This is a genomic window from Prolixibacter sp. NT017, from assembly GCF_009617875.1.
Lineage (GTDB): Bacteria > Bacteroidota > Bacteroidia > Bacteroidales > Prolixibacteraceae > Prolixibacter.
In genome coordinates this window covers 3,501,898-3,520,683 of the sequence record NZ_BLAV01000001.1, presented here as the reverse complement: position 1 = coordinate 3,520,683, position 18,786 = coordinate 3,501,898, and the positions used below count along the sequence as shown (strand labels likewise).

At 45.2% G+C, this 18,786-nt stretch carries 27 protein-coding genes; 26 read left to right on the top strand and 1 reads right to left on the bottom strand.

Annotated features, from left to right (window positions below; all coding sequences use genetic code 11):
* Nucleotides 1-90: 90 nt before the first annotated feature.
* On the bottom strand, nucleotides 91-2,247 hold the full coding sequence (locus GJU87_RS14685) for a translation factor GTPase family protein (RefSeq protein ID WP_153640183.1): 2,157 nt from the start codon (nucleotides 2,245-2,247) through the stop codon (nucleotides 91-93).
* 393 nt (nucleotides 2,248-2,640) lie between these two features.
* Between GJU87_RS14685 and GJU87_RS14680 the strand changes: the two genes are divergently transcribed.
* The 26 genes from GJU87_RS14680 (at nucleotide 2,641) to rplO (ending at nucleotide 18,786) form a co-directional block, all read left to right on the top strand.
* The gene (locus GJU87_RS14680) at nucleotides 2,641-4,830 is read left to right on the top strand and encodes a peptidase domain-containing ABC transporter (protein WP_153640182.1); all 2,190 of its coding nucleotides are present in this window, start codon (nucleotides 2,641-2,643) and stop codon (nucleotides 4,828-4,830) included.
* Between the two features lie 61 nt (nucleotides 4,831-4,891).
* A complete protein-coding gene (locus GJU87_RS14675) occupies nucleotides 4,892-6,178 on the top strand; it encodes an HlyD family secretion protein (protein ID WP_194831543.1) in 1,287 nt (428 codons plus the stop codon).
* A gap of 226 nt (nucleotides 6,179-6,404) precedes the next feature.
* Nucleotides 6,405-6,779 (top strand): 30S ribosomal protein S12, encoded by a 375-nt coding sequence (gene rpsL, locus GJU87_RS14670; protein WP_106540266.1) that lies wholly within the window; start codon nucleotides 6,405-6,407, stop codon nucleotides 6,777-6,779.
* 142 nt (nucleotides 6,780-6,921) lie between these two features.
* The gene (rpsG, locus tag GJU87_RS14665) at nucleotides 6,922-7,398 is read left to right on the top strand and encodes a 30S ribosomal protein S7 (RefSeq protein WP_106540265.1); all 477 of its coding nucleotides are present in this window, start codon (nucleotides 6,922-6,924) and stop codon (nucleotides 7,396-7,398) included.
* A gap of 59 nt (nucleotides 7,399-7,457) precedes the next feature.
* On the top strand, nucleotides 7,458-9,563 hold the full coding sequence (gene fusA, locus GJU87_RS14660; protein ID WP_153640180.1) for an elongation factor G: 2,106 nt from the start codon (nucleotides 7,458-7,460) through the stop codon (nucleotides 9,561-9,563).
* A gap of 26 nt (nucleotides 9,564-9,589) precedes the next feature.
* Nucleotides 9,590-9,895 carry a 30S ribosomal protein S10 gene (gene rpsJ / locus GJU87_RS14655; protein ID WP_025863432.1) on the top strand — a complete coding sequence of 102 codons (306 nt, stop codon included), beginning with the start codon at nucleotides 9,590-9,592 and terminating at the stop codon, nucleotides 9,893-9,895.
* A 23-nt stretch (nucleotides 9,896-9,918) separates the two neighbouring features.
* A complete protein-coding gene (gene rplC, locus GJU87_RS14650; protein WP_153640179.1) occupies nucleotides 9,919-10,536 on the top strand; it encodes a 50S ribosomal protein L3 in 618 nt (205 codons plus the stop codon).
* Nucleotides 10,536-11,165 carry a 50S ribosomal protein L4 gene (gene rplD / locus GJU87_RS14645; protein WP_106540262.1) on the top strand — a complete coding sequence of 210 codons (630 nt, stop codon included), beginning with the start codon at nucleotides 10,536-10,538 and terminating at the stop codon, nucleotides 11,163-11,165. Before rplC ends, rplD begins: the two co-directional genes overlap by 1 nt.
* An 8-nt stretch (nucleotides 11,166-11,173) precedes the next feature.
* Nucleotides 11,174-11,470: a 50S ribosomal protein L23 gene (rplW, locus tag GJU87_RS14640; protein ID WP_373921479.1), complete on the top strand. Its 297-nt coding sequence runs from the start codon at nucleotides 11,174-11,176 to the stop codon at nucleotides 11,468-11,470.
* Nucleotides 11,471-11,478: 8 nt separating this feature from the next.
* Entirely contained in the window at nucleotides 11,479-12,303 is an 825-nt protein-coding gene (rplB, locus tag GJU87_RS14635) for a 50S ribosomal protein L2 (RefSeq protein ID WP_153640178.1), read from the top strand.
* A gap of 9 nt (nucleotides 12,304-12,312) precedes the next feature.
* Complete coding sequence (gene rpsS / locus GJU87_RS14630; RefSeq protein ID WP_106540260.1) at nucleotides 12,313-12,582, top strand: 30S ribosomal protein S19; 270 nt, start codon at nucleotides 12,313-12,315, stop codon at nucleotides 12,580-12,582.
* Between the two features lie 44 nt (nucleotides 12,583-12,626).
* On the top strand, nucleotides 12,627-13,043 hold the full coding sequence (rplV, locus tag GJU87_RS14625; protein WP_153640177.1) for a 50S ribosomal protein L22: 417 nt from the start codon (nucleotides 12,627-12,629) through the stop codon (nucleotides 13,041-13,043).
* A gap of 6 nt (nucleotides 13,044-13,049) precedes the next feature.
* The gene (rpsC, locus tag GJU87_RS14620) at nucleotides 13,050-13,763 is read left to right on the top strand and encodes a 30S ribosomal protein S3 (RefSeq protein ID WP_153640176.1); all 714 of its coding nucleotides are present in this window, start codon (nucleotides 13,050-13,052) and stop codon (nucleotides 13,761-13,763) included.
* A 34-nt stretch (nucleotides 13,764-13,797) separates the two neighbouring features.
* Entirely contained in the window at nucleotides 13,798-14,232 is a 435-nt protein-coding gene (gene rplP / locus GJU87_RS14615; protein WP_106540257.1) for a 50S ribosomal protein L16, read from the top strand.
* The gene (gene rpmC / locus GJU87_RS14610) at nucleotides 14,232-14,429 is read left to right on the top strand and encodes a 50S ribosomal protein L29 (RefSeq protein ID WP_025863441.1); all 198 of its coding nucleotides are present in this window, start codon (nucleotides 14,232-14,234) and stop codon (nucleotides 14,427-14,429) included. The genes rplP and rpmC overlap by 1 nt, the downstream gene beginning before the upstream one ends.
* Nucleotides 14,430-14,437: 8 nt before the next feature.
* Nucleotides 14,438-14,695 (top strand): 30S ribosomal protein S17, encoded by a 258-nt coding sequence (gene rpsQ, locus GJU87_RS14605; RefSeq protein ID WP_027585463.1) that lies wholly within the window; start codon nucleotides 14,438-14,440, stop codon nucleotides 14,693-14,695.
* A 2-nt stretch (nucleotides 14,696-14,697) separates the two neighbouring features.
* The gene (rplN, locus tag GJU87_RS14600; protein WP_025863443.1) at nucleotides 14,698-15,063 is read left to right on the top strand and encodes a 50S ribosomal protein L14; all 366 of its coding nucleotides are present in this window, start codon (nucleotides 14,698-14,700) and stop codon (nucleotides 15,061-15,063) included.
* 14 nt (nucleotides 15,064-15,077) lie between these two features.
* Complete coding sequence (gene rplX / locus GJU87_RS14595; RefSeq protein ID WP_106540255.1) at nucleotides 15,078-15,401, top strand: 50S ribosomal protein L24; 324 nt, start codon at nucleotides 15,078-15,080, stop codon at nucleotides 15,399-15,401.
* A complete protein-coding gene (gene rplE / locus GJU87_RS14590; RefSeq protein WP_153640175.1) occupies nucleotides 15,401-15,958 on the top strand; it encodes a 50S ribosomal protein L5 in 558 nt (185 codons plus the stop codon). Before rplX ends, rplE begins: the two co-directional genes overlap by 1 nt.
* 5 nt (nucleotides 15,959-15,963) lie before the next feature.
* Nucleotides 15,964-16,233 carry a 30S ribosomal protein S14 gene (gene rpsN, locus GJU87_RS14585; RefSeq protein ID WP_106540253.1) on the top strand — a complete coding sequence of 90 codons (270 nt, stop codon included), beginning with the start codon at nucleotides 15,964-15,966 and terminating at the stop codon, nucleotides 16,231-16,233.
* A gap of 20 nt (nucleotides 16,234-16,253) precedes the next feature.
* Nucleotides 16,254-16,652: a 30S ribosomal protein S8 gene (gene rpsH / locus GJU87_RS14580; protein WP_106540252.1), complete on the top strand. Its 399-nt coding sequence runs from the start codon at nucleotides 16,254-16,256 to the stop codon at nucleotides 16,650-16,652.
* Nucleotides 16,653-16,668: 16 nt separating this feature from the next.
* Nucleotides 16,669-17,226 (top strand): 50S ribosomal protein L6, encoded by a 558-nt coding sequence (rplF, locus tag GJU87_RS14575; protein WP_153640174.1) that lies wholly within the window; start codon nucleotides 16,669-16,671, stop codon nucleotides 17,224-17,226.
* A gap of 15 nt (nucleotides 17,227-17,241) precedes the next feature.
* Entirely contained in the window at nucleotides 17,242-17,598 is a 357-nt protein-coding gene (gene rplR, locus GJU87_RS14570) for a 50S ribosomal protein L18 (RefSeq protein ID WP_153640173.1), read from the top strand.
* A gap of 5 nt (nucleotides 17,599-17,603) precedes the next feature.
* Nucleotides 17,604-18,119, top strand: a complete 516-nt coding sequence (gene rpsE / locus GJU87_RS14565) for a 30S ribosomal protein S5 (RefSeq protein ID WP_106540249.1) — start codon at nucleotides 17,604-17,606, stop codon at nucleotides 18,117-18,119.
* Between the two features lie 17 nt (nucleotides 18,120-18,136).
* On the top strand, nucleotides 18,137-18,316 hold the full coding sequence (rpmD, locus tag GJU87_RS14560) for a 50S ribosomal protein L30 (protein ID WP_106540248.1): 180 nt from the start codon (nucleotides 18,137-18,139) through the stop codon (nucleotides 18,314-18,316).
* Nucleotides 18,317-18,339: 23 nt separating this feature from the next.
* Nucleotides 18,340-18,786, top strand: a complete 447-nt coding sequence (rplO, locus tag GJU87_RS14555; RefSeq protein ID WP_106540247.1) for a 50S ribosomal protein L15 — start codon at nucleotides 18,340-18,342, stop codon at nucleotides 18,784-18,786.

The following is an 18,786-nucleotide window of genomic DNA, read 5'->3' as shown; positions in this document are numbered from 1 at the left end:
GCGAAGGAATTACAAAATAAAATGAAAGGCTGTCCGGAATGTAGACAGCCTTTCTGTATTAAGAGTTAATCATAGGTTGGAAAAGACAGTTTATTCTTCATTTTGTTCCGCTTCGTAAGCAGCAAGCAGTTCTTCCTGAATTTCTCCCGGAACTTTCTCGTAACCGGCAAATTTCATGGTGAACATAGCGCGTCCTTGCGTCAGCGAACTTAAAGCAGTTGAATAACGATCCATCTCTTTCAATGGAACTTTAGCCACAATTTTCTCAAATCCTTTTTCAGAACTCATTCCCATGATGAGCGCACGGCGTCCCTGCAGATCACTCATCACATCACCCATGCGGTCGGATGGTACGAGTACTTCCACATCGTAGATGGGCTCGAGGATTTTTGCTCCGGCTTTCTTAAACGCCTGGCTGAAGGCATTACGTCCGGCCAGCTTAAACGAAATTTCGTTGGAGTCAACCGGGTGCATTTTACCATCGTAAATACAAACGCGGATGTCGCGGGCGTATGAACCGGTCAACGGACCTTCTTCCATTTTTTCCATAATTCCTTTCAGGATGGCCGGATGGAAGCGGGCGTCGATGGAACCTCCGACGATACAGTTGCAGAATACCAGTTTACCACCCCACGAAAGTTTGTGTTCTTCGGTACCGCGAAGGCTGACCTTCCATTCTTTGCCATCAATTTTGTAGACAGATGGGGCAGGCATTCCTTCTTCGAATGGCTCGATAATCATATGTACCTCGCCAAATTGTCCGGCGCCACCACTCTGCTTTTTATGACGGTAGTCGGCCTGAGCTGCTTTTGTAATGGTTTCCCGGTAAGGAATTTTCGGTTTGAGATATTCAATATCAATTTTAAAGATATTGTTAAAGTACCACTTCAGCGTGTTGAGGTGATATTCTCCCTGGCCGTGCACAATTACCTGTTTCAATTCCTTCGAGTACTCGACCACGTAAGTCGGGTCCTCTTCGGACATCCGGTGCAGGTATTCGCCCATCTTTTCTTCATCGGCTTCGTTTACCGCTTTAATGGCTGTCCGGTATCGTGGTTCAGGATATTGCAGCGGCGGGAATTTATAGTTGGCATCCTTGTCGGACAGGGTATGATTGTGTTTGGTTTCTTTCAGTTTTACGGTAGCACCAATGTCGCCAGCGACCATTTCGGTGACTTTGGTCCGGTTCTTTCCGGCTACGGCATAAATTTGCGAAATACGTTCTTTGGCGTCGCGGGTCGTGTTTATCAGGTCCATACCTTCTTTTACGGTTCCCGACATCACTTTGAAATAAGTGATTTCACCAACATGTTGTTCTACGGAAGTTTTGAAAACGAAGAGTGAAGTCGGGCCGTTGGTATCGGCTTTGACTTCTCTGTCATCGACCGTTTTTCTCGGTGCCAGTTCGCCCGGGTGCGGTGCCACATTGATGATGAATTCCATCAAACGGCGGCTTCCCATATCGCAGGAGGCACAGGTACAGAATACCGGGAAAACACTGCGGTCGAGCATTCCTAATTTCAAACCGGTGCGCATTTCATCCTCGGTGAGCTCGCCTTTTTCGAAGAAGAGTTCCATCAGGTCCTCGTCATTCTCAGCGGCCATCTCGACAAGTTCGTTGTGCATTTGCTCAGCTTTTTCCTTTTCCTCTTCCGGAATATCAACAATCTGAGCTTTTCCACCATTAGCAGGCCATTCGTACATTTTCATTTTCAGTACGTCGATCACTTTATTGAATTCAACACCAGGATTGACGGGATACTGTACGATGGCCAGTTTGTTTCCGAAAGCGGCTTTCGCCGAATCGATGGACATATCCCAATTGGTGTTTTCGTGATTCAGGTGGTTCATCACGAAAATAAGCGGAGTGTGGAATTTTTCAGCGTTACGGTTGGCAATTTCGGTTCCGACTTCCACGCCGTTCACGGTATTGAAAACCATGAGTCCGGTAGCGGCTACGCTGAGGGCGGGAATGACACCACCGACAAAATCGTCCATTCCGGGAGTATCGATGATGTTCAGCTTGCAACCGTTGTATTCGGTATAGAGAACGGTTGGATGAACGGAGTTTCCGTACTCCTGTTCAACCTGGTGATAGTCAGAAGCGGTGTTTTTGTTTTCTACTTCACCCATGCGGTTGACAACACCACCCTCGTAGAGCATCGTCTCCGCGAGGGTGGTTTTCCCGGCGCCGGCATTACCCAGTAACGTCAGATTCCTAATTTCATTGGTTTGGTATACTTTCATGTGCAGTCAAAGTTTTTAGGATGGAAAAAAATGTTTAAAGGTTTTGAATAGTAAAACGGCACCTGTTTTTTTCAGACAGGTGCCAAACGAGTCTATCAAAATTAAAAATTATTTAACAAGACACAACCCTTTTATGGTAATAGATTGATGGCTTTTTTCGGGTGGAAGTATCGGTTTTTCAGGGTAAATAACTTGTTAATCAGATTTATCAGAATTTTTTCCGAAGAAATGGAGGGTGGAATGACCAGAAATCAGGGTTTGGAAATATGTTTTAGAATATATTTTATCGAATATGGCCTTCTGAACTATACATAAAAAACCATTTTGTTTTGAATATAATTGAATCCCGCTATATTTGTTCTTGAACATTTCCAGGGACTAAACTATCTGTACATGCAGCGATTTCCCTTCTTTAAGCAATTGGATGCCATGGACTGTGGTCCGTCGTGCCTCCGGATGATTGCCAAACATTACGGGAAAAATTTTTCACTTCAAACCCTGAGGGACCGAAGTTACCTGACTCGCGAAGGCGTATCCATGCTGGGAATATCGGATGCGGCCGAATCGATTGGTATGCGTTCTATCGGGGCGCGAGTCTCCTTTGAGCAGTTGACGGAGCAGGTTCCGTTGCCTTGTATTGTTCATTGGAAGCAGGAGCATTTCGTCGTTGTATATAAAATCAAAAAAGGAAAGATTTACGTAGCCGATCCGGCGTATGGTTTGCTGAAATATTCGGTAAACGAATTTATGAAAGGATGGACCGGCTCGACAGATACAGAGAATGCCAAAGGGCTTTGTTTGCTCCTGGAACCGACTCCCGATTTTTATAATATCGAAGATGAGAAGACGGATAAATCTTCGTTCCGGTTCCTGTTTGCCTATCTGAAGCCGTATAAGAAATACCTGGTACAGCTGGCGCTGGGGTTATTCCTGGGAAGTGTCTTCCAGTTGATTTTCCCGTTCCTGACCCAATCGATGGTCGACGTGGGTATCAATAACCGGAACATGGGATTTGTTACCCTGGTTCTGGTTGCCCAGCTCGTATTGTTTATATCGCAAACTACCGTAGAATTTATCCGCAACTGGATATTATTGCACCTCACGACACGTATCAATATTTCACTGATATCGGACTTTCTGGTGAAGCTGATGCGGTTGCCTATCGGCTTTTTCGATACGAAAATGATAGGAGATATGATGCAGCGTATCGGCGATCATGTCAGGATAGAACAATTTCTGACCAACCAGTCGCTGAACGTGCTTTTCTCCATGTTCAACCTGGTGGTTTTCTCCATCGTGCTGGCCATTTATAGCTGGCAGATTCTCGCTATTTTCCTTATCGGAAGTATCCTATACGTAGTCTGGATTCTCTTTTTCATGAAAAAGCGCCGGGAGCTCGATTTTCGTCGTTTTTCGCAGTTGGCCGACAACCAGAGCAAGTTGATTGAGTTGATAACCGGAATGCAGGAAATCAAACTCAATAATAGCGAAAAGCAGAAGCGCTGGGAGTGGGAGCGCATTCAGGCCCGGTTGTTTCGGGTGAATGTACAGCGGTTATCGCTTACGCAGACGCAGACGATCGGTTCTGGCTTTGTCAACCAGTTGAAGAATATTCTGGTTTCGTTCTTTTCAGCAAAGTTGGTTATTGATGGTCAGATGACGCTTGGTGCGATGGTTGCTGTTTCGTATATCATCGGTCAGATGAATGCCCCGATTGAAGGATTGATGAACTTCTTCCAGACAGCGCAGGATGCGAAGATTTCGCTGGAGCGGTTGGGTGAAATTCACGAAAAGGAAGATGAGGAAAAAGCTGAAGACCCCAAGATTACGGTTTTCCCGGAAAACAAAGAGATAACCATCGATGGTGTTCACTTCCAGTACGAAGGGCCACATTCACCCATGGTGCTTAAGGATATTAGTTTGCATGTGCCAGCCGAAAAAACGACAGCAATCGTGGGGATGAGCGGAAGTGGAAAAACGACGCTTATCAAGTTAATGTTGGGTTTTTATCAGCCGGTAAAAGGCGACATTCATTTAGGCGATATTCAGCTGCGAAACTTTTCCAGCCGCTTGTGGCGCGACAAGTGCGGAGTGGTCATGCAGGACGGATTTATTTTTTCGGATACCATTATTAATAATATAGCCGTTGGCCAGGATATTATCGACAGGGAGCGAATGCTGCACGCTGTCAGGATGGCCAATATTCAGGACTACATCGAATCACTGCCTCTTGGTTACAATACTAAAATTGGACAGGAAGGTGTAGGATTGTCGCAGGGACAGAAGCAACGTATTTTGCTGGCCCGTGCCATTTACAAAGACCCCGATTTTATTTTCCTCGATGAGGCAACCAATGCGTTGGATGCCAACAACGAAAAAATCATCATGGAAAACATGGAGGAGTTCTATAAAGGAAGAACAGTGGTTGTCGTGGCTCACCGGTTAAGCACGGTGAAGAACGCCGATCAGATTGTCGTGCTTGAAAAAGGGGCGATTGTAGAGCGGGGAACGCACAATGAATTGATTGCTAAAAAAGGACAATATTTCCATCTGGTGAAAAACCAGTTGGAGTTGGGAGCCTGATTTTTCGGGATACCATATATAATAAGTAACCGCTACCGGTTTTATGGAAAAAAAGAGACACTTGGAAATCAGAAGCGAGGAAGTTCAGGATATTCTTGGACGGATGCCTGCGTGGATTACGCGAAACGGCACAACGCTGGTTTTTGTGGTGGTTGTGTTGCTTTTTGTAGGTAGCTGGTTCTTCAAATATCCCGATATTATTACCTCTCCCATTGTGGTTACCACCGAAAATCCGCCGGCTAATATAGTGGCTCGTGTCGATGGGAAAATCACGCAGTTGTACGTAAAAGATAAGGAGCATGTTGAAAAAGGGCAGCGGATTGCGTTGTTGGAAAATCCGGCCAATTTCGACGATGTGCTGGATTTGGAAAAGCACTTGCGTTGGTTGTCGCCATTCTTCATTGACTTCGATTTGAAGAAGCAAACCGTTTTCAAGGATAGTTATACGCTTGGTACCATTCAACCGAAGTATACGGCCTTTCTGAAGTTATACAATGATTACCTCCATTTCTCCGAGCGTAATTATTATCCCGAAAAAATTAATGCACTGCAGGACCAGGTAGGAGTTTACCGGATGTACTACGACCGGCAGTGGAGCCGCCGGAAAGTGGTTGCGGAAGATTTGGGACTGGCGGAACAGAAGTTTAAGCGCGATTCACTGCTATATAATAAAGGTGTGTTATCGCTGGCTGAATATCAAACCTCCAAGCAGACGTTGCTGAATAAGCAATACGATTTTGAAGGTGTCCGGACAACGCTGGCCGAAACCCAGATGAAAATTCTGGATTTGCAACAGTCGGTCATCGACATGCAGAACAAATACGACCAGGAGAAAAAAGGGTTACAGCTTTCGCTGGAAGAAGCCTACAATAACCTCCGGGGCGAAATTGGTGTATGGGAGTTGAATTACTTAATGAAAGCGCCCATTGATGGCAACGCCACCTTCACTAAGTTTTGGAGTGTGAACCAGAATGTGACGAAGGGCGAGAATGTGTTTACGATTGTTCCCGATAAACCCAGTCGCATTATTGGTAAAGTGAAATTGCAGATACAGGGATCGGGAAAAGTGAAGGTAGGACAGAAAGTCAACATTAAATTTGCCAATTATCCGTACATGGAATATGGTATGGTTGAAGGTCGTGTCGATAAAATCTCGGAAGTCCCGAATGATAACTACTATTCATGTGAGGTTAATTTGCCCAACGGCCTGGTGACTAACTATGGAACGAAGCTCGATTTTAATCACGAGATTTCCGGCACAGCCGAGATTATTACCGAAGATCGTCGTTTGATACAACGACTCTTCGATCCTATCAAATCCATCTTCCGCGAACGCGTGGCACGCTAGTGAAAAATCCTTCCAGAAACTCAAAAATCCTCAAAATCGAGGAGATAGCACTATTTTTTTTATTGATAATGAGGTTTTGTCTTGAAAATGTGTAATTTTGCAAACCGATTTTAGGCAGGATCTGCCGCTGTTGAGTAATAAACAGTGCTGATTCTCCGAAAAATAATGTACCTTTGCGAACCATTTTGTGTGCGTAAATATATTAATGTTCAAATTTTAAACTTTTATGCCTACTATTCAACAGTTAGTACGTAAAGGGAGAAAGCAGATTAACGAGAAGAGTAAGTCTCCCGCGCTGGACGCTTGTCCGCAACGTCGTGGCGTTTGTGTGCGTGTGTACACGACTACGCCGAAGAAGCCGAACTCAGCAATGCGTAAAGTTGCCAGGGTAAGGTTAACCAATGGTAAAGAAGTAAACGCTTACATTCCGGGTGAAGGACACAACCTGCAGGAGCACTCTATCGTGCTGGTGCGTGGTGGTCGTGTAAAAGACCTTCCTGGTGTACGTTACCACTTGATTCGTGGTGCGCTCGATACAGCCGGAGTAGAAGGTCGTACGCAGCGTCGTTCGAAATACGGTGCTAAACGTCCGAAGAAATAAGCGATTTATTGCAGTTAATGAAATTAGTACAATTTAGTTATTTGTGTAGTGGTTTAGTTGAGTAAGGGTCTGTGCATGCAGGCTATCAAACTGAAGACTGAACAACAGCTGATTCGAATAACACTTAACAAGAGTAACTAAAATGAGGAAGTCAAAACCAAAGAAGAGGATTCTGTTGCCAGATCCGAAATTCAATGACACACTGGTAACCCGGTTTGTAAATGACTTGATGCGTGATGGTAAGAAAACCACTGCATTCAAAATTTTCTACGATGCCCTGGCGATAGTAGATGAGCGGATGAAAGACAACGAACTTTCGTCTCTCGATATTTTCAAAAAAGCCCTTCAGAACATTACACCTCAGGTAGAGGTAAAAAGTAGGCGAGTAGGAGGGGCAACCTTCCAGGTGCCGATGGAAATCCGTGGCGAACGTAAGACCGCGATTTCAATCCGTAACCTGATTCTTTTCGCACGCAAACGCTCAGGTAAATCGATGGCAGAGAAATTATCTGCTGAAATCATGGCAGCATTTAACGAAGAAGGTGGAGCTTTCAAAAGGAAAGAAGATACCCACCGTATGGCAGAAGCGAACCGTGCATTTGCACACTTCCGTTTCTAATCGTATCGTGTTGTTAGGTTATTAGTAAAAGGATTCACGAATAGAGTATAATTATTCACATGGCAAGGGATTTAAAAAATACAAGAAATATAGGCATCATGGCCCACATTGATGCCGGCAAAACCACTGCCACCGAAAGGATTTTGTTCTATACCGGTCGTACCCACCGAATTGGTGAGGTTCACGACGGTGCAGCTACAATGGACTGGATGGAGCAGGAACAGGAGCGTGGTATTACCATTACTTCGGCTGCAACATTTACCGAGTGGAAGTATAACGATATTGTTCATCAGATTAACATTATCGATACTCCCGGACACGTTGACTTCACTGTAGAGGTTGAGCGTTCGCTGCGTGTACTCGATGGTGCTATTGCAACTTTCTGCGCCGTTGGCGGTGTAGAAGCCCAGTCGGAAACTGTATGGCGTCAGGCTGTAAAATATGGTGTTCCGCGTATGGGATTTGTTAACAAGATGGACCGTTCGGGAGCCGACTTCTTCAAGGTTGTTGGTGAGGTGAAAGAAAAACTGGGTGCAAATCCGGTTCCGCTTCAGATTCCGATTGGTTCCGAAGAAACATTCAAAGGTGTTGTTGACCTGATTTCGATGAAAGCCATTGTATGGCATGACGAAACCATGGGCGCGGCATACGATATTGAAGAAATTCCGGCTGACCTGGTTGACCAGGCAAACGAATATCGTGAGAAGCTGGTTGAAGCAGTCGCCGAACAGGACGAGGAGCTGATGGAGAAATTCTTCGAAGATCCGGACAGTATTTCTGTTGAGGAGATGAAGGGGGTTATCCGTAAAGCGACTATTGCTGGCGATATCGTTCCGATGCTTTGCGGTTCAGCTTTCAAAAATAAAGGTATTCAGACACTACTGAACGCTGTTTGTGCTTACCTGCCCAGTCCAATCGATGTTGGTGCAGTAAAAGGTTACAAGCCGGGTACTGAAGAAGTGATTATGCGTGAGCCGAAAGCTGATGAGCCGCTGACCGCACTTGCATTTAAAATCGCTACCGACCCGTACGTAGGTCGTCTTTGCTTTATCCGTGTATATTCAGGAACGCTGGATGCCGGTTCGTATGTAATGAACACCCGTACCGGTAAAAAAGAGCGTATTTCTCGTCTGTACCAGATGCACTCCAACAAGCAGCAACCGCGTGACGCTGTTGAGGCCGGAGATATTTGTGCAGCCGTTGGTTTCAAAGACATCCGCACCGGAGATACCCTGTGTGCTGTTGATAAACCTATTCAGCTTGAGTCTATCACCTTCCCGGAACCGGTTATTGGTGTGGCTGTTGAGCCGAAGACTCAGAAGGACTTGGACAAACTGTCTAACGGTTTGGCTAAGCTGGCTGAAGAAGACCCGACTTTCGTTGTACAAACTGACGAAGACAGCGGACAGACAGTTATTCGTGGTATGGGTGAGCTTCACCTGGAAATTATCGTCGATCGTCTGAAACGCGAATTCAAGGTTGAGTGTAACCAGGGAGCACCTCAGGTTGCCTACAAGGAAGCGATTACCGAAACTGTTGAGTTGCGTGAGACCTACAAGAAGCAGACTGGTGGTCGTGGTAAATTTGCGGACGTTATTGTTAAAGTTGGCCCGGTTGATGAAGGTCACTCAGGTCTGCAGTTCGAGAACGCAGTAAAAGGTGGAAACATTCCGAAGGAATTTATCCCGTCTGTTGAGAAGGGTTTCAAAGATGCTATGGTGAACGGTCCGTTGGCTGGTTTCCCGGTAGAGAATTTGAAAGTTACCTTGCTCGACGGTTCGTTCCACCCGGTTGACTCCGACCAGTTGTCGTTTGAGGTTGCCGGTCGCCAGGCATTCAAAAATGCTGCTTCGAAAGCGAAACCAGTATTGCTTGAGCCGATTATGAAGGTAGAGGTTGTTACACCGGACGAATATATGGGTGACATTGTTTCCGATATGAACCGTCGTCGTGGTCAAGTTGAGAGCATGGACTCTAAACTGGGTGCCCGCGTGGTGAAAGCATCTGTTCCGCTTTCAGAACAATTCGGATACGTTACTGTACTCCGTACTTTGTCTTCTGGTCGCGCAACTTCTTCGATGGAATTCTCGCATTACGCTGAGGTTCCGAAGAACATCGCACTTGAGGTTCTGGAAAATGTTAAAGGAAGAACTGATCTGTTATAATATAATTGCTGTAATACGTTCTTATCATGAGTCAAAAAATTCGGATAAAGCTGAAATCTTACGATCATAACTTGGTCGACAAATCAGCAGAAAAGATCGTAAAAACAGTGAAGACTACCGGTGCAGTAGTGAGCGGTCCTATACCGCTTCCTACTCATCGTCGCGTTTTTACTGTATTGCGGTCAACCTTCGTAAATAAAAAATCGAGGGAGCAGTTTGAATTGTCGTCGTACAAGCGATTGATCGACATTTACAGTTCAACTGCGAAAACAATCGATGCCCTGATGAAGCTCGAGCTTCCCAGCGGTGTTGAGGTTGAAATTAAAGTTTGATAAACTGCTTAAAGTAAGTAGAAATGCCAGGATTAATTGGAAAGAAAATCGGAATGACTTCCGTATTCAGTGTTGAGGGGAAAAACATCCCATGCACTGTGATTGAGGCTGGTCCCTGTGTTGTTACCCAGGTTAAAACCATCGATACTGATGGTTACGAAGCAATTCAGCTGGGTTTTCAGGACAAAAAGGAAAAGCACAGCACAAAAGCTGAACTTGGCCATTATAAAAAGGCCGGTACCAGTCCTAAACGCAAAGTAGTCGAATTCAATGGATTCGATGAAGAGCTCAAGCTTGGCGATACCGTAACTGTTGACATTATCCAGGAAGAAAGCTGGGTCGATATTCAGGGTATCTCAAAAGGTAAAGGTTTTCAAGGGGTAGTTAAGCGTCATGGTTTTGGCGGTGTTGGACAATCCACACATGGTCAGCATAACCGTCTGCGTGCACCGGGTTCTATCGGAGCTGCTTCTTATCCTGCTCGTGTATTTAAAGGTCTGCGTATGGCCGGACGCGATGGAGGTAAGACAGTAACAGTAGAGAACCTGAAAGTGCTGAAGGTTATCCCAGAGAAAAATCTCTTGATTGTTAAAGGTTCCGTACCCGGAGCCAAAGGTTCATACTTAATCATTGCACAGTAATGGAAATTGCAATCTTAAATACAGCAGGAAAAGAAACCGGAAGAAGCATAGAGTTGGTTGATTCTATCTATGCTGTTGAACCTAGCGATCACGCCATTTACCTTGATGTAAAACAGTACCTGGCCAATCAGCGTCAGGGTACCCACAAGTCGAAGGAACGTGGTGAGATTACCGGTTCGACCCGTAAGCTAAAGCGTCAGAAAGGTACAGGTACAGCCCGTGCGGGTAGTATCAAGTCGCCTATTTTCCGTGGCGGAGGTCGTGCATTTGGACCACAGCCGCGCAACTATGGTTTCAAGCTGAACAAAAAGCTGAAAGCATTGGCCCGTAAATCGGCTCTGACCTATAAAGCAAAAAGCAACGATATCGTGGTAATGGAAGACTTCAATTTCGAAGCGCCAAAAACCAAGGAGTTTGTTGCTATTCAGAACAATCTGGCGGTGGCTGATAAAAAGTCGCTGATTGTTTTATCTGAAGCAAATAAAAACATATATTTGTCATCCAGAAATTTACAGAACGCCGAAGTTGTAACTGCTTCTGAATTAAGCACATATAAAATTATGCATGCTAAAAAAGTGGTTTTAGTGGAGAGTTCTGTGAAGGCAATGGAGGAAATGTTTAAGATTTAACGCTAAAAATGATGGTTGATATTCTGATTCGCCCCATTGTAACCGAAAAAATGACTGACCAGGCGGAAACGTTTAACCGCTTCGGTTTTGTTGTTGATCGCAGGGCAAATAAACAGCAGATTAAAAAGGCTGTAGAAGATCTCTATGGCGTTAAGGTTGCCTCCGTAAATACCATGGTCTATCCGGGCAAAACCAAATCACGCTATACAAAAAGCGGTGTTCTGACTGGTAAGACCAACTCGTATAAAAAGGCAGTCGTTACTTTGGTAGAAGGTGACACTATTGATTTTTACAGCAATATCTAAATTAAGAGATGGCAGTTAGAAAATTAAAACCTGTAACACCGGGTCAAAGGCACAAAATCATTGGTGCCTTTGATACCGTTACGACAGACACACCTGAGAAATCATTGTTAAAGCCCATTAAAAAAACCGGTGGGCGTAATAACACCGGTAAGATGACAATGAGGTATATAGGTGGCGGGCATAAGCGGAAGTACCGTGTTATCGACTTTAAGCGCGATAAGGATGGTATTCCCGCTAAAGTGCATTCTGTACAGTACGATCCGAATCGTACCGCACGTATTGCTCTTTTAGTTTACGCTGATGGAGAAAAACGTTACATCCTCGCCCCGAACGGTCTTCGTGAAGGCCAAACCGTTATTTCGGGAGAAAGCGTTGCTCCGGAAGTTGGAAACTCCCTTCCGTTAGCCAATATACCTTTGGGTACCATCGTTCACAACATTGAGTTGCATCCCGGACAAGGCGGCGTCATGGCTCGTTCGGCTGGTTCGTATGCGCAGCTTACTTCTCGTGAAGGAAGGTACGTGATTGTCAAATTACCTTCAGGCGAATCCCGTATGGTTCTTACTGCTTGCCGTGCAACGGTAGGTACAGTTGGAAACACCGATCATGCGCTTGAAAGATCAGGTAAAGCCGGTCGAAGCCGCTGGCTTGGTCGTCGTCCGCGAGTTCGCGGAGTAGCTATGAACCCAGTCGATCACCCAATGGGTGGTGGAGAAGGACGCTCTTCGGGTGGACACCCAAGATCGCGTAAAGGCGTTCTGGCTAAGGGTTATAAAACCCGCGCTAAGAAGAAGGCTTCGAATAAGTACATTGTTGAACGTAGGAAAAAGTAATCATCGATTATGAGCCGTTCGCTTAAAAAAGGCCCTTTTATCGACTTTAAATTGGAAAAAAAGGTTCTCACCATGAATGAAGGTGGGAAGAAGTCGGTAATCAAAACGTGGGCCAGACATTCCATGATTTCACCTGATTTTGTAGGCCATACCATCGCTGTTCACAACGGAAACAAGTTTATCCCTGTTTATGTAACTGAGAACATGGTTGGTCACAAATTGGGAGAATTTGCACCTACACGTACCTTCCGGGGTCATGGTGGAAACAAAAAGAAATAAGCCATACCCACGGTAATGTTAAAAAGTAGTAAAAAGTACTAACGATGGGTTCAAGAAAAAGAAAGAGCGCTGAATTGCTCAAAGAAGCAAAAAAACAACAATATCAGGCCGTTCTGCGCAATTGTCCCACTTCGCCGCGTAAAATGCGTCTTGTCGCTGATATGATCCGCGGCATGGAGGTGAATCAAGCTCTGGACGTCCTGAAGTTCTCGTCAAAGGAAGCCTCTCGCGCAGTTGAAAAGCTTTTGCTTTCAGCTATTGCGAACTGGCAATCTAAAAACGAAGGCGTAAGGATTGAGGAAAGTAATCTTTACGTGTCAGAGGTGTTCGTTGATTCGGCACGTATTCTGAAGCGTCTGCGCCCGGCACCCCAGGGTCGTGCGCACCGTATTCGGAAACGTTCGAACCATGTAACTATCCGTCTGGACAGTAAGAATGTTGTTGAAGAAATTTCTAAATAATAATACATGGGACAAAAAGTAAATCCGATATCTAATAGGCTTGGAATCATCAAAGGATGGGATTCCAACTGGTTCGGAGGTGACAATTATGGTGATAAACTGGTCGAAGACCACAAGCTGCGGGAATATCTTTCTGCACGTTTGGCTAAAGCAAGCATCTCGAAGATCATCATCGAGCGTACGCTGAAGCTTATCACTATCACCATCCATACCTCAAGGCCCGGTATTATTATTGGTAAAGGTGGTCAGGAAGTTGACAAGTTGAAAGAGGAGTTGAAGAAGATCACCAAGAAAGAAGTTCAGATCAACATCTTCGAGATTAAACGTCCTGAACTCGACGCTCGCATCGTCGCTAATAATATCGCACGCCAGGTAGAAGGCAAGATTGCCTACCGCCGCGCCGTTAAAATGGCCATTGCTTCCGCTATGCGAATGGGAGCAGAGGGTATTAAAGTACAGGTTTCCGGTCGTTTGAACGGAGCTGAAATGGCTCGTTCAGAAATGTATAAAGATGGCCGTACTCCGTTGCACACCCTTCGTGCCGACATTGACTACGCCCTTGGAGAGGCCCTGACCAAAACCGGTTTAATCGGTGTAAAGGTCTGGATCTGCAAAGGAGAAATCTATGGTAAACGCGACCTGTCACCAAACGTAGGAACACAAAAAGGACCTGGACGTGGAGGCAAACAAGGTGGCGGTGCCAAGAAGCGTAGGAAATAATTTAGTCTGTTAACCATCGAGAAAGTTAGAAAAGATGTTACAGCCAAAAAAAGTAAAGTTCAGAAGAGTACAAAAGGGACGGATGAAGGGGAATGCCCAACGGGGCAATCAACTGGCATTCGGAACCTTTGGTATTAAATCCCTGGAAACAACATGGATTACCGGCCGCCAGATTGAGGCAGCCAGGGTAGCGGTAACCCGCCACATGCAACGTCAGGGACAGATTTGGATCCGAATATTTCCAGATAAACCGATTACCAAGAAGCCTGCAGAGGTACGTATGGGTAAAGGTAAAGGAGCTCCTGAAGCATTTGTCGCACCCGTTACTCCAGGAAGAATCCTGATTGAAGTTGACGGCGTTCCGTTCGAACTGGCGAAGGAGGCATTACGTTTGGCAGCGCAGAAGTTGCCCGTAACAACCAAATTTGTTGTTCGACGCGATTTTGTAGAATCTTCAATTAATGAGTAATGAAAACTTCTGAAATCAGAGAGTTAACCACAGCGGAAATCGTTGAGAAGATCGATAACGCGAATGAAGAGCTGGTTCGGATGAAAATGAATCATGCCGTGAGCCCGCTTGATAATCCGTTGAGAATTCGCCATACCCGCAGAGATATTGCTCGTTTGCAAACGGAACTGCGGAAACGTCAACTTGAAGAAAAATAATTAAGACAATGGAAACAAGAAATCTTCGGAAAGAGCGTATCGGCGTTGTCGTTAGCAATAAGATGGATAAAACCATTGTCGTTGCAGAAAAGCGTAAGGTTAAACATCCTATGTACGGGAAGTTTGTGAATAAAACCAGCAAATTTTATGCACACGACGAAGCTAATACCTGCAACATTGGCGATACCGTAAAAATTATGGAAACCCGTCCTCTGTCGAAAAACAAGGGATGGAGACTAGTTGAAATTTTAGAAAGAGCTAAGTAACCATGATACAGCAAGAAACACGTTGTACAGTTGCCGATAACAGCGGAGCAAAGGAAGCTTTGGTCATTCGCGTTTTAGGCGGTACCCGCAAGCGTTATGCCTCTTTGGGTGACAAAGTGGTGGTAACGGTTAAGAACGCTCTTCCTGGCAGCGACTTGAAAAAAGGGACTGTTTCGAAGGCTGTTGTTGTTCGTACGCGGAAAGAAGTGCGCCGTCAGGATGGTTCATACATTCGCTTCGACGACAATGCAGTTGTGTTGCTCAGTGCAACCGGCGAAATGCGCGGAACCCGTATTTTCGGTCCCGTCGCCCGTGAACTGCGTGACAGCCATATGAAAATTGTCTCTTTGGCACCTGAAGTACTTTAAAAAGATTCAGAACAATGCAGAAAAAGTTACATATCAAAAAAGGGGATAGCGTAGTGGTTATATCCGGCAACTCAAAAGGGCAGCAAGGAAAAGTGCTCGAGGTAATCCGGGAGAAAGACCGCGCCATCGTCGAGGGAGTCAATCTGGTGTCAAAGCACACCAAACCCAATGCAGAAAATCCACAGGGAGGCATCTTGAAACAAGAAGCTCCGGTGCACATTTCCAACTTAATGTTGGTTGATCCTGCAAGCGGTAAGCGGACTCGCATTGGCCGTCGCCTGAACGACAAAGGAAAATTAGTACGTTATTCGAAAAAATCAGGAGAGGAGATTAAGTAATGGATTACGTACCTACACTAAAGAACAAGTACCGAGAAGAAATCGTTCCTGCTTTGCAGAAAGAGTTCAGTTATAGCTCAGTTATGCAGGTTCCGAAACTCGAGAAAATCATTATCAACCAGGGAGTTGGTGCCGCTATCGCCGATAAGAAGCTTATCGAGATTGCAGTTGAAGAATTGACTGCAATTACAGGTCAGAAAGCTGTAACCACCAATTCACGGAAAGATATCTCGAACTTCAAATTGCGTAAAAAAATGCCGATTGGAGTTCGCGTAACACTTCGTCGTGAAAGAATGTACGAATTTCTCGATCGTTTGATTAGTGTTGCTCTGCCGCGTATTCGCGACTTCAAAGGAGTAAACGACAAATTCGACGGACGTGGAAACTATACACTGGGTGTTACCGAACAGATTATTTTCCCCGAAATCGTTCTCGATAAAGTGACGAAAATTAATGGGTATAATATTACGTTCGTAACCTCGGCTGACACCGATGAAGAGGGATATGCACTGCTTCGCGCATTTGGTATTCCGTTTAAAAACGCTAAAAAGAATTAAAGGATATGGCTAAGGAATCAATGAAAGCACGCGAAGTAAAACGTGCGAAACTCGTTGAAAGATATGCCGAAAAAAGGGCACGCCTGAAAGAAGAAGGTGATTATATTGCACTGAGCAAACTGCCGCGTAACTCATCACGCGTACGTATGCACAACCGTTGCAAACTCACTGGTCGTCCGAAAGGGTACATGCGTCAGTTCGGCATCTCCAGGATTCAGTTCCGTGAAATGGCTTCGGCCGGCCTGATTCCCGGAGTAAAAAAAGCAAGTTGGTAATCATTTAAATTATTGCAAAGATGACTGATCCGATTGCAGATTATCTGACTCGACTGAGAAATGCCCTTAAGGCAAAACATAAAGTAGTAGAGATTCCTGCATCAAACCTGAAAATCGAAATGACCAAAATCCTGAAGGAGAAAGGTTACATTTTGAATTACAAAATTGATGAAGAGAAAAACTACCAGGGAAGCATTAAAATCGCTCTCAAGTACCATCCGGTAGACGGTACACCAGCGATCAAAACGCTGAAACGTATCTCCAAACCCGGACTTCGCCGTTACTGTAACACCGATTCAATTCCGCGTGTACTGAACGGTCTGGGTGTAGCCATTCTTTCCACATCGAAAGGGGTTATCACCGATAAAGAAGCAACGGACCTGAAAGTAGGTGGAGAGATTTTGTGCTACGTTTATTAATAAAGGAGGAATTACAATGTCAAGGATAGGAAAACTGCCCATTGAAGTCCCTGCCGGAGTGACCGTAAACGTAAGCGACGAAAATATCGTTACCGTAAAAGGTCCCCAGGGAGAACTCTCCCAAAAGGTCGATCCCGAAATGGAGGTTTCTGTAGAAGGAAACACCATTGAGGTGAAGCGTCCTACTGAGCAGAAGCGTCATAAAGCGATGCACGGTCTGTACCGTTCGTTGATTAACAACATGGTTGAAGGCGTTTCAAAGGGTTATGAAATTAAATTGGAATTGGTTGGTGTTGGTTATCGTGCCGAGAACAAAGGACAGATTCTTGATCTGGTTCTGGGATATTCTCACCATACCTACATTCAGCTTCCTAACGAAGTGAAGGTAGAAGCCGTGACCGACAAGCGAAGCAATCCAATCGTAACACTTAAGAGTGCTGACAAACAGCTCATCGGCCAGGTTGCTGCTAAAATTCGTTCCTTCCGTATGCCTGAACCTTACAAAGGAAAAGGTATCAAGTTTGTTGGAGAGCAGCTGCGTCGTAAAGCTGGTAAATCGGCCAATGTTAAATAATTTGACTTTTGAGTTATGGCTCTTACAAAGCAAGAAAGAAGAGATAGAATTCGTAAAAGAATCAGGACTAAAATTTCTGGTTCTGCCGAGGCTCCTCGCATGAATATATATCGCAGCAATAAGCAGATTTACGTGCAGCTGATCGATGATGTAGCGGGTAATACCTTGGTTGCCGTATCTTCACTGAATAAAGAAATCGCCTCTGAAAAGGGTACGAAAATCGAGATTGCAGCAAAAGTTGGGAAACTGGCTGCTGAGAAAGCAGTAGCTGCAGGTATCAGTACCGTTAAATTCGATAGAGGGGGATATTTGTATCACGGACGTGTAAAAGCAGTTGCAGAAGCTGCTCGCGAAGGAGGTCTTAAATTCTAAGCATTATGGCAAAGAACATTAAAAAAGTAAAAACCAGCGATCTCGACCTTAAAGACCGGTTAGTAGCAATTAACCGTGTCACCAAAGTCACCAAAGGTGGTAGAACATTCAGCTTTTCAGCTATCGTCGTTGTTGGCAACGAAGACGGAATTGTAGGCTGGGGTCTTGGTAAAGCCAGTGAAGTAACCACCGCCATCGCGAAAGGTGTTGATGCAGCAAAGAAAAATCTCGTTAAGGTTCCGGTTATCAACGGAACCATTCCACACGAGCAAATCGCCAAGTATGGTGGTGCACGAATTTTCCTGAAACCGGCATCTTCGGGTACCGGGGTAAAAGCAGGGGGTGCTATGCGCGCCGTACTGGAGAGTGTTGGAGTACACGACATCCTGGCTAAGTCCAAAGGATCGTCTAACCCGCACAATCTGGTGAAAGCAACGTTCAATGCATTGCTCGAAATGCGCGATGCTTACACAGTTGCTGAACATCGTGGCGTAACCCTCGATAAAGTGTTTAACGGTTAAGAAAGACACCTAGAGAAATGGCAAAAATTCGAATTACACAGGTGAAAAGCGGAATCGGTGCTTCAAAGGTTCAGAAGAAAACCCTGGTGGCCCTGGGACTGAGAAAACTCAACCAGACCATCGAGCATGAGGCTACCCCGCAAATTCAGGGAATGGTTAACAAACTGAAACACCTTGTTAAGGTTGAAGAAGTTTAACGACAAAAAACTTTTTTTCAGATATGGAATTGCATAACATACAGCCTGCAAAAGGTTCCACCAAAAGCGAAAAGCGGATTGGCCGTGGTCAGGGCTCCGGTAAAGGAGGTACATCAACCCGTGGTCACAAAGGTGCCAAATCCCGTTCCGGTTACTCACGTAAAATCGGATTCCAGGGTGGACAGATGCCTTTGCAGCGCCTTGTGCCTAAGTTCGGTTTCAAAAATGTGAACCGGGTTGAATACAAAGCTATCAACCTGAGTGTTTTGCAGAAATTAGCCGACGATAAAGGCCTGGAAGCAATCGACGTTGACACGCTCATCGCCGCAGGATTTATCTCTAAAAACGATAAGGTGAAAATTCTCGGAAACGGTGAATTGAGTAAAAAACTCAACGTAAAAGCCCATGCTTTCTCAAAGAGCGCTAAAGAGGCAATCGAAAAATTAGAAGGAACTACTGAAATACTCTGA